The sequence below is a fragment of the Sphingomonas ginsengisoli An et al. 2013 genome, from assembly GCF_009363895.1.
In the GTDB taxonomy this organism is placed as follows: domain Bacteria; phylum Pseudomonadota; class Alphaproteobacteria; order Sphingomonadales; family Sphingomonadaceae; genus Sphingomicrobium; species Sphingomicrobium ginsengisoli.
Window position 1 is genome coordinate 277,432 of record NZ_CP045434.1, and the last position, 13,125, is coordinate 290,556.

18 protein-coding genes and 2 riboswitches are annotated in these 13,125 nt (G+C 69.9%); of the genes, 13 read left to right on the forward strand and 5 right to left on the reverse strand.

What is annotated here, in order from left to right:
* Positions 1–18: 18 nt before the first annotated feature.
* Together rnhA and ispH are read right to left on the reverse strand one after the other, a co-directional pair.
* The gene (rnhA, locus tag GCU42_RS01435; protein ID WP_114228178.1) at positions 19–468 is read right to left on the reverse strand and encodes a ribonuclease HI; all 450 of its coding nucleotides are present in this window, start codon (positions 466–468) and stop codon (positions 19–21) included.
* On the reverse strand, positions 461–1,426 hold the full coding sequence (gene ispH / locus GCU42_RS01440; protein ID WP_114228177.1) for a 4-hydroxy-3-methylbut-2-enyl diphosphate reductase: 966 nt from the start codon (positions 1,424–1,426) through the stop codon (positions 461–463). Before ispH ends, rnhA begins: the two co-directional genes overlap by 8 nt.
* Positions 1,427–1,517: 91 nt before the next feature.
* On the opposite strand from ispH, the gene GCU42_RS01445 reads away from it, so the two are divergent.
* The 10 genes from GCU42_RS01445 (at position 1,518) to GCU42_RS01490 (ending at position 9,655) form a co-directional block, all read left to right on the forward strand.
* Positions 1,518–2,156: a hypothetical protein gene (locus tag GCU42_RS01445; protein WP_114228176.1), complete on the forward strand. Its 639-nt coding sequence runs from the start codon at positions 1,518–1,520 to the stop codon at positions 2,154–2,156.
* A 100-nt stretch (positions 2,157–2,256) separates the two neighbouring features.
* Positions 2,257–2,348, forward strand: a riboswitch (glycine riboswitch).
* A 2-nt stretch (positions 2,349–2,350) separates the two neighbouring features.
* Positions 2,351–2,454, forward strand: a riboswitch (glycine riboswitch).
* Between the two features lie 59 nt (positions 2,455–2,513).
* A complete protein-coding gene (gene gcvT, locus GCU42_RS01450; RefSeq protein WP_114228175.1) occupies positions 2,514–3,620 on the forward strand; it encodes a glycine cleavage system aminomethyltransferase GcvT in 1,107 nt (368 codons plus the stop codon).
* Positions 3,621–3,992, forward strand: a complete 372-nt coding sequence (gene gcvH, locus GCU42_RS01455) for a glycine cleavage system protein GcvH (RefSeq protein ID WP_114228174.1) — start codon at positions 3,621–3,623, stop codon at positions 3,990–3,992. It abuts the gene before it with no gap.
* Positions 3,989–4,387: a hypothetical protein gene (locus GCU42_RS01460; protein WP_152569415.1), complete on the forward strand. Its 399-nt coding sequence runs from the start codon at positions 3,989–3,991 to the stop codon at positions 4,385–4,387. The genes gcvH and GCU42_RS01460 overlap by 4 nt, the downstream gene beginning before the upstream one ends.
* On the forward strand, positions 4,384–5,133 hold the full coding sequence (locus GCU42_RS01465; protein ID WP_114228172.1) for a class I SAM-dependent methyltransferase: 750 nt from the start codon (positions 4,384–4,386) through the stop codon (positions 5,131–5,133). The genes GCU42_RS01460 and GCU42_RS01465 overlap by 4 nt, the downstream gene beginning before the upstream one ends.
* Complete coding sequence (gene gcvPA / locus GCU42_RS01470) at positions 5,133–6,491, forward strand: aminomethyl-transferring glycine dehydrogenase subunit GcvPA (RefSeq protein ID WP_114228171.1); 1,359 nt, start codon at positions 5,133–5,135, stop codon at positions 6,489–6,491. Before GCU42_RS01465 ends, gcvPA begins: the two co-directional genes overlap by 1 nt.
* 2 nt (positions 6,492–6,493) lie before the next feature.
* Entirely contained in the window at positions 6,494–8,104 is a 1,611-nt protein-coding gene (gene gcvPB, locus GCU42_RS01475; RefSeq protein WP_240309519.1) for an aminomethyl-transferring glycine dehydrogenase subunit GcvPB, read from the forward strand.
* Positions 8,101–8,604, forward strand: a complete 504-nt coding sequence (locus tag GCU42_RS01480) for a CcdC protein domain-containing protein (RefSeq protein WP_114228170.1) — start codon at positions 8,101–8,103, stop codon at positions 8,602–8,604. Before gcvPB ends, GCU42_RS01480 begins: the two co-directional genes overlap by 4 nt.
* Complete coding sequence (locus GCU42_RS01485; RefSeq protein ID WP_114228169.1) at positions 8,601–9,065, forward strand: ABA4-like family protein; 465 nt, start codon at positions 8,601–8,603, stop codon at positions 9,063–9,065. The genes GCU42_RS01480 and GCU42_RS01485 overlap by 4 nt, the downstream gene beginning before the upstream one ends.
* Positions 9,062–9,655, forward strand: coding sequence for a DUF938 domain-containing protein (locus GCU42_RS01490; RefSeq protein ID WP_114228168.1), 594 nt, complete (start codon positions 9,062–9,064; stop codon positions 9,653–9,655). Before GCU42_RS01485 ends, GCU42_RS01490 begins: the two co-directional genes overlap by 4 nt.
* Here GCU42_RS01490 and GCU42_RS01495 read toward each other — a convergent pair.
* Entirely contained in the window at positions 9,588–10,238 is a 651-nt protein-coding gene (locus GCU42_RS01495) for a phosphatase PAP2 family protein (RefSeq protein WP_114228167.1), read from the reverse strand. The two genes, GCU42_RS01490 and GCU42_RS01495, sit on opposite strands and share 68 nt — an antisense overlap.
* Before the next feature lie 98 nt (positions 10,239–10,336).
* On the opposite strand from GCU42_RS01495, the gene GCU42_RS01500 reads away from it, so the two are divergent.
* Entirely contained in the window at positions 10,337–10,693 is a 357-nt protein-coding gene (locus GCU42_RS01500; protein ID WP_162789272.1) for a PilZ domain-containing protein, read from the forward strand.
* Positions 10,694–10,710: 17 nt separating this feature from the next.
* On the opposite strand, the gene GCU42_RS01505 is transcribed toward GCU42_RS01500, so the two are convergent.
* Positions 10,711–11,358 (reverse strand): PilZ domain-containing protein, encoded by a 648-nt coding sequence (locus GCU42_RS01505; RefSeq protein ID WP_152569416.1) that lies wholly within the window; start codon positions 11,356–11,358, stop codon positions 10,711–10,713.
* 133 nt (positions 11,359–11,491) lie between these two features.
* On the opposite strand from GCU42_RS01505, the gene GCU42_RS01510 reads away from it, so the two are divergent.
* Positions 11,492–12,460 (forward strand): retroviral-like aspartic protease family protein, encoded by a 969-nt coding sequence (locus tag GCU42_RS01510; protein ID WP_114228164.1) that lies wholly within the window; start codon positions 11,492–11,494, stop codon positions 12,458–12,460.
* On the opposite strand, the gene GCU42_RS15305 is transcribed toward GCU42_RS01510, so the two are convergent.
* Complete coding sequence (locus tag GCU42_RS15305; protein ID WP_240309497.1) at positions 12,452–12,778, reverse strand: flagellar biosynthesis regulator FlaF; 327 nt, start codon at positions 12,776–12,778, stop codon at positions 12,452–12,454. The two genes, GCU42_RS01510 and GCU42_RS15305, sit on opposite strands and share 9 nt — an antisense overlap.
* Here GCU42_RS15305 and GCU42_RS14925 point away from each other — a divergent pair.
* On the forward strand, positions 12,768–13,091 hold the full coding sequence (locus GCU42_RS14925) for a flagellar hook assembly protein FlgD (protein ID WP_162789270.1): 324 nt from the start codon (positions 12,768–12,770) through the stop codon (positions 13,089–13,091). The two genes, GCU42_RS15305 and GCU42_RS14925, sit on opposite strands and share 11 nt — an antisense overlap.
* Positions 13,092–13,125 lie beyond the last annotated feature (34 nt).

Here is a 13,125-nt window from a genome sequence, read left to right on the forward strand (position 1 = left end):
CGGCGGTTGTGGCCCTCGTCAGCCTTTGCGCTGGGCATCGGCGGCGGCGCAGGCGAGCTGGTCGACCCGCTCGTTCTCGGGGTGACCGCTATGCCCCTTGACCCACTTCCACTCGATCCGGTGGCGCTCGGTCGCCTCGCACAATTCCTGCCACAGCTCGGCATTCTTGACCGGCTTCTTGTCGGCGGTCCGCCAGCCGTTGCGCCGCCAGTTGTGGACCCACTTGGTGATCCCGTCCTTGACGTACATGCTGTCGGTGTGGAGCACGACCAGCGCCGGGCGGGTCAGCGCCTGCAGCCCGCGAATCGCCGCCAGCAGCTCCATCCGGTTGTTGGTGGTCAGCGGCTCGCCGCCCGACAATTCCTTCTCCTGCGCGCCCGCGCGAAGCAGCGCGCCCCAGCCGCCCGGCCCGGGATTGCCCCGGCAGGCGCCGTCGGTGAACAGGTCGACCTTGGGCAGCTCAGGCAATGAGTTCGCGCGGCAGCTTGAAGGTGAGGCCCTCGGGCACGTGCGCCGCTTCCTCGACCTGAAGGGTGAAATGGCCGCTCAGCGCCTCGAGCACTTCCTCGACCAGCACCTCGGGCGCCGAGGCGCCGGCGGTAATGCCGACCGCAGCCGGGGTCCCGAGCCACGCCCAGTCGATCTCGCTCGCCCGCTGGATCAGCATCGCCGGCACGCCCTCGCGCTCGGCGACCTCGACCAGCCGGACCGAATTGCTGCTGTTGGGGGCACCGATCACCAGCATCTTGTCGACGCTCGGCGCGATCGTCTTGACCGCCGCCTGCCGGTTCGAGGTCGCGTAACAGATATCCTCGCCGCGCGGCCCGCGGATTTCGGGAAAGCGCGCCTGCAGCGCCGCGACGACCTGCGCGGTGTCGTCGACGCTCAATGTCGTCTGCGTCAGGAAGGCGAGGCTGGCGGGATCGGCGACCTCGAGCCTGGCGACGTCCTCGACCGTCTCGACCAGCGTGATCGAGCCGAACGGGACTTGCCCGAGCGTCCCGATCACCTCGGGATGGCCGGCGTGGCCGATGAAGAGGATGTGGCGCCCGTCCTCGATCATCCGCTGCGCCTGGCGGTGGACCTTGCTGACCAGCGGGCAGGTCGCGTCGAGGTAGGAGAGGCCGCGGCTCTGTGCCTCGGCCGGAACCGACTTGGGCACGCCATGCGCCGAGAAGACCACCGGCACGCCCTCGGGCACCTCGTCCAATTCCTCGACGAAAATCGCCCCGAGGCTCTTCAAGCGGTCGACCACGAACTTGTTGTGGACGATCTCGTGGCGGACGTAGACTGGCTTGCCGTAGCGCTCGAGCGCCAGCTCGACGATCTTGATCGCCCGGTCGACGCCTGCGCAAAAACCGCGCGGGGCGGCGATGATCACCCGGAGCGGCGGCCGCGGGGGGACGAGCGGTTGGTGGAGCGTCATGATGCCGCGCGATGTAGGCGATTGCTTGCGGGGTTGAAAGGCGCTTCCTATGGAGGCCCCGACCCGAACGATTTGAAAAGAGATCGCCCCCGTGAAACTCGCCCCTGTCGCCGTCGCCCTCGCTGCGCTCGCCCTTGCCTCGTGCAACGGCAAGCAGAAGGAGCTCGTTCCCGGCGGCGTCTATCTGAAGCGCACCGGCTGCCCGCAGGTCGCGATTCCCGGCGCGACCGGCGACATCACCCTGTTCAACCCGGCCGGCAGCACCGACGCCCGGGCGATCGACGTCTCGGCCTCGATCACCAACCTGCGTGGCACCTGCACCCAGGACGCGACCTACATCGTCTCCACCGTGACCTTCGATGTCGTCGCGACGCGCCGTGACGCCGGCGCCGCGCGCCAGGTCGTGCTGCCCTTCTATTCGGCGGCGGTGCAGGGCGGCAGCGCGATTGCCGCCAAGCATGTCGGCGCGGTCGCGCTCGACTTCGCCGCGGGCTCCTACCGCGCCCAGGGCCGCAGCCAGGCGACGGTGCGGATCGCCCGCTCGGCGGTGGCGCTCCCGGCCGACGTGGTCGCCGACCTTACCCGCCCGCGCAAGGCCGGTGACGCCGACGCGGCGATCGACCCGCTTGCCAACCCCAAGATCCGCGACGCGGTCGCCCGCTCGACCTTCGAGCACCTGGTCGGCTTCCAGCTGACCGACCAGCAGCTCCGCTACAACGCCACTCGCTAGGCTAAGCGCGAGATTCTCACCGCCCGTCCTCAAGTCGCGTTGACTTGGGGACGGCGCCTCGCCAAGGCTGACCGCGTCAACCCGGCGGCGTGCCGGCGGGAGGGCTCGCGCGGGAGAGTTCGGCCGCCAGGCCGACGCCGAAGGAGCAACCGCCCCCGGAATCTCTCAGGCACCGAGGACCGCGCGGGGCAGGACGTCTGGAAAGTGTCGCCGAGCGATCGGCGGCCGCCGAAGGGGTAACCCGCCGCCGGCTTCTGGCCACCAGCGGGGAAAGCTCTCAGGCCGCAAGCGACAGACGGGGGTTCGTGTTTTTCCGGGTGCCGCGTGGCGCTCGCACGGACGTGGAGCTTGCCCCAAATGGCCGACGACATGCTGACCCTGCCGCTCGACCGCTGGCACCGCGACCGTGGCGGCCGGATGGTCCCCTTCGCCGGCTACGGCATGCCCGTCCAATATGAAGGCATCATGGCCGAGCACCTGTGGGTGCGGCAGAGCGCCGGCCTGTTCGACGTCAGCCACATGGGCCAGCTTCTCATCACCGGCGACGACGTTGCCGCCGCGCTCGAGACTTTGCTCCCGGGTGAGCTCGCTGCATTGGGCGACGGCCGGCTGCGCTATTCGCTGCTCTTGAACGACGCTGGCGGGATCGTCGACGACCTCATGGCCACCCGCCAGGGCGACGGCTTCTACGTCGTCGTCAACGGCGCCACCAAGCACGGCGACATCGCCTACCTCCGCGACAAGCTGCCCGGCCTCAAGATCGACTATCTCGAGGAACGCGCGCTGCTCGCGCTGCAGGGGCCCAAGGCGGTCGAGGCGCTCGAGAAGCTCGCCCCCGGCGTCTCCGCCCTGGTGTTCATGCAGGCCGGCCGCTTCGCCATCCACGGCGTGGACGCCTGGATCAGCCGCTCGGGCTACACCGGTGAGGACGGCTTCGAGATCTCGCTCCCCGGCACCGCCGCCGAACAGATCGCCGAAGCGCTTCTCGCCGATCCTTTGGTCAAGCCGATCGGCCTCGGCGCGCGCGATTCGCTGCGGCTCGAGGCGGGGCTCCCGCTTTACGGCCACGATCTCGACGAACAGACCACCCCGGTCGCCGCCGACCTCACCTTCGCGATCAACAAGCGCCGCAAGGAGCAGGGCGGGTTCGTCGGCGCCGAGCGCATCCTCGGCGAACTGAAAGACGGCGCCATCACCAAGCGCGTCGGCTTCACCGTCGAGGGCCGCCAGCCGGTCCGGGAGGGCGCCCGCGTCCTCGACGGCGAAGGCAATGAAGTCGGCAAGGTCACCAGCGGCGGCTTCTCGCCCTCGCTCCAGCAGCCGATCGGCATGGCCTATGTCGCCACTGCGCTCGCCACAGCGGGCACCGCCCTGACGCTCGAGCAGCGCGGCAAGCTGTTCGCCGCGACCGTCACCGCCATGCCGTTCGTCCCCCACAACTACGTCCGCAAGGGAGCGCGTTAAGTGAGCCTCTATTTCACCAAGGAACATGAGTGGATCCGGGTCGAGGGCGACACCGCCACCGTCGGCATCTCTGACCATGCCCAGCAGGCGCTCGGCGACATCGTTTTCGCCGAAGCCCCCGAGGCCGGCCGCCAGCTCAAGAAGGGCCAGGAGGCCGCGGTAGTCGAATCGGTCAAGGCCGCCAGCGACGTCTACGCCCCCGTCAGCGGCGAAGTGGTCGAGGCCAACGGCGCGATCGCCGATGAGCCGGCGCTGATCAACACCGATCCCGAGGGCGAGGGGTGGTTCTTCAAGCTAAAGCTCGCCGACCCGGCCGAGCTTGACGGCCTGATGGACGAGAGCGCCTATCGCGAGTGGTCCGCCACTCTGTGATCGGACTTGCCCTCGCCCTCGCTGCCTCCGAGCTGCCGCCCCCGGCGCGCCCGCCCGCTTATTCGATCCGTGAAGTCTGGCAGAACCATGTTGCCCTGGACGGTCAGGTGATTCGCGTTCGCGGGGTGGTGACGGACTGCCGCGCGTTGAGCTGCAGCCTGCGCGAGCATCGCGGTCCGAGTGCGCGGACGTTGAGCCTTGGGAACTCCGAGCGCTTCGACGCCGAGGTGCAGTCGACGCTAGGTCTGCCGATCACGGTGGAGGGAAGGCTCAATGCAGCCTGCCTCCACGCCGCCGCCGATCGGGAGTTCGGCGCGCATGGCCGAAGTGAGATGCTCGTCTGCACGGACCGGGCCGACATGGTGCGGGAGCCAAGGATGGTGTCGAACCGATGAATGAGGCACCCGCCTCGACCAGCAGCTGGGACGCGGCCGCCTATGCCAGGGTCGGAGGCTACGTCCCCGCGCTTGGGGGCGCCGCGCTGCGCCTGCTCGACCCGCAGCCGCAAGAGCGCATCCTCGACGTCGGCTGCGGCGACGGCGCGCTGACCGCGCAGATCGCCGGGGCCGGCGCCACCGTGGTCGGCATCGACAATAGCGAAAGCATGGTCGCCGCCGCGCAGGCGCGCGGGCTCGATGCGCGGGTGATGGACGCCGCCGCCATGCCGTTCGCCGCCGAATATGACGCCGCTATCTCCAACGCCTCGCTCCACTGGATGCTGGCCAAGGAAGCCGTCGCCGCCGGCGTCGCCCGCGCGCTCAAGCCCGGCGGCCGCTTCGCCGGCGAGTTCGGTGGTGCCGACAATCTGAAGCGCCTCCGCGGCGCGCTCGACGAGGAGCTCGTCGCCCGCGGCTACCGCCCGCCGGTCGAGGCTGCCAACTGGTATCCGACCGGCGCCGAGTTCCTCGCCGTCTACGAGCCCGCCGGTTTCGACCCCGTCTCGGTCCAGACCATCCCGCGCCCGACCGCGCTCGAGCATGGCGTCGCCGGCTGGGTCACCGTCTTCCGCGCCGGCTGGCTCGACCAGGCCGGCGTCCCGGAAGGCGAGCGCCCCGACCTCGCCCAAGCCGTCGCCGCCCGCGTCGGCAGCGACAATGCCGACTACGTCCGCCTTCGTTTTCTCCTCAGGAAAGCCGACTGATGCGTTACCTGCCTTTGTCCGATACCGACCGGCGCGAGATGCTCGACGTCATCGGCGCCGAGACCATCGACGATCTTTTCCGCGACGTGCCCGAGGCCGCGCGCCAGTCGGGCCCGATCGCCGGCCTGCCGATGCACGCGCCCGAGCTGGCGGTCGAGCGGCACATGACCGCGCTCGCCGCCAAGAACATGCCCGCCGGCGCCACGCCCTTCTTCATCGGCTGCGGCGCCTACAAGCATCACGTCCCCGCCAGCGTCGATCACCTGATCCAGCGCGGCGAGTTCCTCACCGCCTACACGCCCTACCAGCCCGAGATCGCGCAGGGCACGCTGCAGGTGCTGTTCGAATTCCAGAGCCAGGTCGCGCGGCTGACCGGCTGCGAGGTCGCCAACGCCTCGATGTACGATGGCTCGACCGCCTGCTGGGAAGCGATCGGCATGGCGCGGCGGATCACCCGCCGAACCAAGGCGCTGCTCAGCGACGGCCTCCACCCGCATTACGTCTCGGTCTGCGAGACGATGGCCAAGTTCACCGGCGACACGCTCGCGACCGCGGTACCGACCCTCGACGCCAAGACCGACCTCGACCGGCTGATCGGCGCCATCGACGGCGAAACCAGCGCGGTGGTCGTCCAATATCCCGATATCCTCGGCCGCATCGCTGACCTCCAGCCGCTCGCCGACGCCGCCCATGCCGCCGGCGCGCTGCTGATCGCGGTGGTGACCGAGCCGGTCGCGCTCGGCCTGATCAAGTCGCCGGGCGAGATGGGCGCCGACATCGTGGTCGGCGAGGGCCAGTCGATCGGCGTCGGCCTCCAGTTCGGCGGCCCCTATGTCGGCCTGTTCGCCTGCCGCGAGAAGCATATCCGCCAGATGCCCGGCCGCCTCGCCGGCGAGACCGTCGACGCCGAGGGCAAGCGCGGCTTCGTCCTCACTTTGTCGACCCGCGAGCAGCACATCCGCCGCGAGAAGGCGACCAGCAACATCTGCACCAACTCCGGCCTCTGCGCGCTGGCCTTTTCGATCCATCTGACCCTGCTCGGCGAGAAGGGGCTGCGGCAATTGGCCGAACTCAACCACGCCCGCGCGGCCCAAGTCGCCGAACGGCTGGCCGCCATCCCCGGCGTCCGCCTCGTCAACCATGCCTTCTTCAACGAGTTCACCCTCGAGCTGCCGGTCGAGGCGCGCCCAGCGGTCCACAAGATGGTCGAGGCCGGCGTGCTCGGCGGGGTATCGCTCGGAAGGCTCTACCCGGCGGCCGAGCAGCTAAGGAACGGGCTGGTAGTGGCGGTGACCGAGACCGTCACCGACGCGGATATCGACGCGCTCGAAGGCGCGCTCAGGGAGGCAGTGGCGTGACCATCAACCAGAGCGGCTGGCGGCCCGCCGCCCCAACCCAGGGCCCGGGCGACACCGGCACCGTCACCGGCAACCGCGCGCTGATGCTCGAGGAGCTGCTGATCTTCGAGATCGGCGATAGCGAGACCACCGGGGTCGATTTCGAACCCGCGCCGCAGGGGGCCGACCGCCTCGGCGGCCTCGCCCGCACCGCCCCCATCGGCCTCCCCGGCCTCAGCGAGCCCGAGACCGTCCGCCACTACACCCGCCTGTCGCGCCAGAATTACGGCATCGACCTCGGTTTCTTCCCGCTCGGCTCGTGCACCATGAAGCACAATCCGCGCTTGAACGAGAAGATGGCCCGGCTGCCTGGCTTCGCCGACATCCACCCGCTCCAGCCGCGCGAGACGGTGCAGGGCGCGCTCGAGGTCATCAACGAGCTCGCCCACTGGCTGATCAAGCTCACCGGCATGCACGGCGTGGCGATGAGCCCCAAGGCCGGCGCCCACGGCGAGTTGTGCGGTATCCTCTGCATCCGCGCCGCACTCGAGGCGCGGGGCGACGCCCGCTCGGTGGTGCTGGTCCCCGAAAGCGCGCACGGCACCAACCCGGCGACCGCCGCCTTCGCCGGCTACGCGGTCGAGAACATCCCCGCCAACGCCGCCGGTCGGGTCGACCTCGACGCCTTGAAGGCCCGCCTCGGGCCCGACGTCGCCGCGGTGATGATCACCAACCCCAACACCTGCGGGCTGTTCGAGCCCGACATGAAGGCGATCAGCGACGCGGTCCACGCCGCCGGTGCCTTCGTCTATTGCGACGGCGCCAACTTCAACGCCATCGTCGGCCGGGTCCGCCCCGGCGACCTCGGCGTCGACGCGATGCACATCAACCTCCACAAGACCTTCTCCACCCCGCACGGCGGCGGTGGCCCGGGCTCGGGCCCGGTGGTCCTGTCCGAGGCGCTGAGCCGCTTCGCGCCCTTGCCCTACACCGCGCGGACCAAGGACGGCGTCGTCCACCTCGTCGAGGAAGAGCAGGCTGACGATTTCGCGCGCGAGCATTTCGGCGGCCCGCTGGCGAGCTTCGGACGGATGACCGCCTTCCACGGCCAGATGGGCATGTTCACCCGGGCGCTCACCTACATCCTCAGCCACGGCGCCGACGGCCTCCGCCAGGTCGCCGAGGATGCGGTGTTGAACGCCAACTACATCCTGCGCAGCTGCGAGGACCTGCTCGACGCGCCCTTCGCAGGCTCGGGCCCGTGCATGCACGAGGCGATCTTCTCCGATAAGGGGTTCGCCGCCGGCCTCACCACGCTCGATCTCGCCAAGGGGCTGATCGACGAGGGCTTCCACCCGATGACCATGTACTTCCCGCTGGTGGTGCATGGCGCGATGCTGATCGAGCCGACCGAGACCGAGAGCAAGGCCGCGCTCGACCAGTTCGTCGCCGCGCTCCGCCACGTCGCCGAGCGCGCCAAGGCCGGGGACGAGACCCTCAAGGCCGCCCCGGTCCACGCCCCGCGTCGCCGCCTCGACGAGACGCTCGCGGCGAGGAAGCCGATCGTCGCCTGGAAGACCCCCGCGCCCGACGCCGACAAGATCAGCGGCCGCAGCGAAGTCGGCGGGCAATGAACTGGAGCAAGCTTCTGCCGCTCTTCGTGGTGGCGGCCATCATGCTGTTCCGCCTGCGCCGGGCGGCGAAGGAACAACCGCTCAGGATCGAGCGGATGTGGATCATGCCGGCGCTGGCGTCGCTGTTGATCCTCGCTTCGCTGGCGTTCGTGCCGACCCCGCCGAGCGGTTGGCTGGCGCTGATTGCGGGAGTGTTGGTCGGGGCCGCGGCGGGCTGGCATCGTGGCAAGCTGATGCGCATCCGGGTCGAGCCGGCGACCGGACAGCTGTTCCAGCAGGCCTCGCCGGCCGCGACCATCTTGCTCATCGTGATCGTGTTCGCCCGCACCGCGATCCGCGACGTCGCCGGCGTCAATCCCGGTGACCACCATCCGGCGTTGCTGGCGACGATCATTACCGACGGGCTGATGGGCTTTGCGGTCGGGCTGCTGATCTTCACCCGCATCGAGATGTACCTGCGCGCCAAGCGCCTCCTCGCCGGCGAGCGCGACCCGGCGTGAGCTGGGACTGGGCTTGGGGATTCGTCAATTTGGTGGCGGTGCTCGGCTGGGCGGCGCTCATCCTGCTGCCCCGCCGGCCGACCACGCACTCGCTGATCCTCTATGCCGGCGTCGGCCTGCTCTGCCTGACCTATGCGATCATCGTCGTCCTGCTCGTCGGCCATCTTGCTGATCCAGGGCAGGCGGCAGGGCAGGGGCCGGCCGACCTTAGCGACTATAGCATCGCCGGCATCCGCCGCCTGTTCGGCAGCGACGGCGGGGTCGTGCTCGGCTGGACCCATTACCTCGCCTTCGACCTGTTCATCGGCCTGTGGATCGGGCGCGACGCCGACCACAAGGGCTTCTCTCGGCTGGTCCAGGCGCCGGTCCTTCTGCTGACCTTCCTCGCCGGTCCGCTCGGCCTGCTCGTCTGGCTGCTCATCCGCGAACGCCGCGCCCGGCGAGCCGCGGCTTCCGCGTGAAGCGCGAGGCGCCCGCGGCGTCGCGCAACGTCGGGCCGATCGGCGACGTCCTCGCCGAGTGGCTCCCGCCCACCGGCCTGGTACTCGAGATCGCCAGCGGTACCGGCGAGCACGCACTCGCCTTTGCCCGCCGCTTCCCCGCGCTCGAGTGGCAGCCGACCGACCCCGCGCCTGACGCGCTCGAATCCATCGCCGCCTGGCGCGAGGAGGGGCCCGCCAACCTCCGCCCGCCGCTCCGCCTCGACGTATGTGAAGAGCCGTGGCCGATCGCCCACGCCGACGCAGTGGTCGCGATCAACCTCGTCCACATCAGTCCGTGGGCGGCGAGCCTCGCGCTCCTCGCCGGCGCCGCCACCATCCTTCCGCCGCACGCCCCGCTGATCCTCTACGGCCCATGGCGAGTGCCCGGCGAGCCGCTCGCCCGCTCCAACCTCGCCTTCGAAGCGGCGCTCCAGGCGCGCGACCCGCGCTTCGGCATCCGCAATGTCGCCGCCTTCGCCGCCGCCGCGCGTGAGGCCGGCTTCAGCCTCGACCGTCAGCAGGCGATGCCGGCGAATAACCGGATGCTGCTGCTTCGCCGCGCCGGCTGAGCCGCCACCACGCGCCCACCCACAATAGCCCGAAGCACCAGCCGGCGATGATGTCGGTCGGCCAGTGGACGCCGAGCACCGGGCGCGTGCAGCCGATCGCCACCGCCAGCGCGATTCCCGCGGTCAGCGCCGCCGCCCGCCACCGCGCGGGCGCGACGAACAGCGCCAGCGACACCAAGGTCAGCGTCGAATTGCTCGCATGTCCGCTCGGGAAGCTCTTCACCGAGACGATCACCGGATAGGGATCGAAGCTCGGCCGAGGCCGATCGACCGCCCATTTGATGAGCTCGACCATCGCCCGCCCGCTCATCGTCGTCGCAAAGAACAGCAGCGCCTCGCGCCGCTCGCCCCGCCACCACAGCCAGCCGGTCGCGATCAGCACCACCGGCACCAGCACCAGCGACCCGCCAAGCTGGGTGAACGCCAGGATCGCGCGGGTCTGGTCCACATGGCCCGCGCGCCAGCCAATGAACCAGCGGTCGACCGCCATGTCGGGCGCGAAATAGGGCCCACCGATCACGCCGGCGATCACGATCACCAGCAGCAGCGCGAGGCCGAGAAGAGGGTAAGTCCAGCGTGTCATATACCGTTAAACGAAGTTTTACCTGTCAGGGATACGACGGCCCAATGGACGAGAGTCAATTTGTGCAGAACCGCCGGCAGCGCCGGTCCCAGGTCTTCATGAGCGCGGCTCTAGAGTTGTCGGGGACCTCGCTTGGCGTCAAGCTGCGCAATCTCTCGGCCGAAGGCGCGCTGGTGGAAGGCGACAAGCTTCCGGTCGAAGGCGCCAAGGTCGTCTTCAAGCGCCAGGACCTGAGCGTCGCGGCGCGGGTCATTTGGGTTCGCGGCGGCCGCGCCGGCCTGTCGTTCGATTTTGCGCTCACGCCCGAAACGGTGCTGCGCCACATCCCGACCCCCAAGCCGCGCGTCCAGCCGGAGTTCCGTCGGCCCGGCCTGACCAGCCGCGTCAGCGACCTCGACCGCGAGGCGGCGGCGTCGTGGGGCTACCGCCCGACCTTCGACCGGCCCGGCGAATAATCCCCTTCAAAATTTGATTAGGCGGCTTTCGCGGCGTCGCGCTGCGTGCGCAGCCAGTCGACTAGCTCGGACAGCGGCAACGGCGTGTTGAACGAGATGCCCGCGGCAGCTTGCGTCGCCCAGCGCACCACCGCCGGTTGCGGCGCCAGCCCCGGCAACGTCACCACCACCTCGGCATCGGGCGTCAGCGGGGTGGGGGTGTCGACCTTGATCCCGCCCTGGCTGATGTCGGCGCAATGCAGCCGCAGCGTCGCCGCACCGTCGCGCACATAGGCCGAGGTGTTGACCTCGATCCGCGGCATCCGCGGCCGCGGGCCCGCCTCGTCGCTGGCGAGGATGGCGATCACGTCGACCGGGACGGCGAAGGCGATCCCGACCTGATGCTCGCGCACCCACGTCACCCGCCCGGTCAGCGGCTGCCCGGTCTTGAGTTCGACCTCGACCGGCACCCCCGGCTCGAGCGCGCAATAGACCCGCAGCATCATGCCGCCGGCCGAGATATTCTTGATCAGGCACAGTTCGCGCCGCCCGTTGACCACCATCGCGCCGACCCGGAACAGCGTCAGATGCCGCTCGGCATCGCGCCGCTCGAGCTCGGGCGCCGGCTGCCGCGGCGGCGCGTCGGTCAGCGAATAGATCGTCGTCTCAACCGGTCGATTGTCCACGCCCAAGGCTCCGAGTTCGGGCTTCAAAGTCTTCGCGGTCAAGCTTACGCAAATCTTCGTTTAGCAAAGGTTTAGCTCCCCGCTGGTCGGCGCGTCTTTTGAGGCGTAGGCTGCGCGGCAGAGGAGCTCACCCATGCGCACCGTCCCGTTCGTGCCGCTCGTGCTCACCCTGTTCGCCTGCCCCGCGGCGGCGCAGATCACCCATGTCGAGGCGGTCAACGGCGCCGCCCAGGTCGACTCCTCCACCCAGACCACCGACGCCAAGATGGGCCGCGACGCCAGCGACCGGATGACCGTCGCGGTGCGCGTCGCCGGCTCGGGGCCTTACCAGTTCATCGTCGACACCGGCGCCGACCGCACCGTGGTCGCGCGCGAGCTCGCCGACCGGCTGCGTCTGCCGAGCGGGCCGACCGCCACGCTGCACAGCATCTCGGGCGTCGACTCGATCCACACCGCGCGGGTCGACCGCCTCGAATATACCGCCAAACGGGTCGACGGGATCGACGCCGCGGTGCTCGAGGGCATCAACATCGGCGCCGACGGCATCCTTGGCACCGACAGCCTGCGCGCGCAGCGGGTCCAGTTCGATTTCAAGGCCAAGACGCTCTCGATCACCTCGGCCCGTCAGGCGCCGCCCGACGATCCCGGCACGGTGGTGGTCCAGGGCCGTCGCCAGGCCGGGCGGCTGATTCTCACCAACGCGCTCGCCAGCGGCCACGGCGTCTCGGTGGTGGTGGACACCGGCTCCGACCTCAACATCGGCAATCCGGCGATGGAGGCGATGCTCCGGCGCAAGGGCCTCTTGGCGGGCGACAGCCAGATCGAGCTGACCTCGGTGACCGGCGCCAAGCTGACCGGCAGCTACACCTTCCTGCGCGAACTCGTCCTCGGCGGGGTGACGCTGACCAACGTCGCGGTGGTGTTCGCCGACGCGCACACCTTCCACCAGCTCAAGCTCGACGACAAGCCGGCGATGCTGCTCGGGATGAACGCGATCCGCGCCTTCGACAAGGTCTCGATCGACTTCGCCGGCCGCAAGCTGCGCGTGCTCCTGCCCAAGGGCTCCGAGCGCGACAGCCCGGCCCAGCTCGCCTCACGCTGAGCGGACCGCCGCCGACCCCGCCAGCCCGTCCATCAGCAATTGGTTGACGTCGAGCAGCGGCTCGCACCGCTCGCGTCCCGCCATCACCGCGCTGGTGTGCCGGTCGACCCACAGGCTCAAGGAGATGATGCTCGCGCGAAGCTCGGGCGGCAGCGCATTGTCGGCCGCCCCGCACGCCGCGGCGAAGGTCGACCACATCTCGCGGTTGCGATGCAGCGGCGCTGCCGGACTGATCGGGCGCCAGGCCGAATTCTCCAACTCGGTCGCGGCGCTGGCGGGCGGCGGCAGCGCGCAGTGGAACTGGAGCGTGCCGAGCACGCCCGCCACCCTCTCCGCCGAAATCCGCGACAGCAGCGGCAAGCTAGTCGCGACCCCGACGATCGCCGGCGGCGCGGCGAGCAGGTCGTTCGCGTGGGACGGGCGGATGAGCGACGGCAGCCGGGCACCCGACGGGGCTTATTCGCTCAAGCTGATCGCCAAGGATGCGAGTGGCGCCGACCTCGTCACCACAGTTCACAGCGTCGGGACCGTCCGCGACGTCACCCAGCGCGACAATGAATTGTGGCTGGGGCTCGGCGGCAAGGTATCGCTGCCGCTGTCCGACCTGCTTGGCGTGGCGGTCGCGGCCTGAGCCGCACTGCCGTTCTTTCCCCCTCAACCTCAGA

What these genes read in the sequence shown, in the direction of transcription:
- ispH (WP_114228177.1), bottom strand. Translation starts at nt 1,426, where the DNA reads ATGACGCTCCACCAACCGCTCGTCCCCCCGCGGCCGCCGCTCCGGGTG.
- GCU42_RS01500 (WP_162789272.1), top strand. Translation starts at nt 10,337, where the DNA reads ATGAGCGCGGCTCTAGAGTTGTCGGGGACCTCGCTTGGCGTCAAGCTG.
- GCU42_RS01480 (WP_114228170.1), top strand. Translation starts at nt 8,101, where the DNA reads ATGAACTGGAGCAAGCTTCTGCCGCTCTTCGTGGTGGCGGCCATCATG.
- GCU42_RS01510 (WP_114228164.1), top strand. Translation starts at nt 11,492, where the DNA reads ATGCGCACCGTCCCGTTCGTGCCGCTCGTGCTCACCCTGTTCGCCTGC.
- GCU42_RS01495 (WP_114228167.1), bottom strand. Translation starts at nt 10,238, where the DNA reads ATGACACGCTGGACTTACCCTCTTCTCGGCCTCGCGCTGCTGCTGGTG.
- GCU42_RS01465 (WP_114228172.1), top strand. Translation starts at nt 4,384, where the DNA reads ATGAATGAGGCACCCGCCTCGACCAGCAGCTGGGACGCGGCCGCCTAT.
- gcvT (WP_114228175.1), top strand. Translation starts at nt 2,514, where the DNA reads ATGGCCGACGACATGCTGACCCTGCCGCTCGACCGCTGGCACCGCGAC.
- gcvPA (WP_114228171.1), top strand. Translation starts at nt 5,133, where the DNA reads ATGCGTTACCTGCCTTTGTCCGATACCGACCGGCGCGAGATGCTCGAC.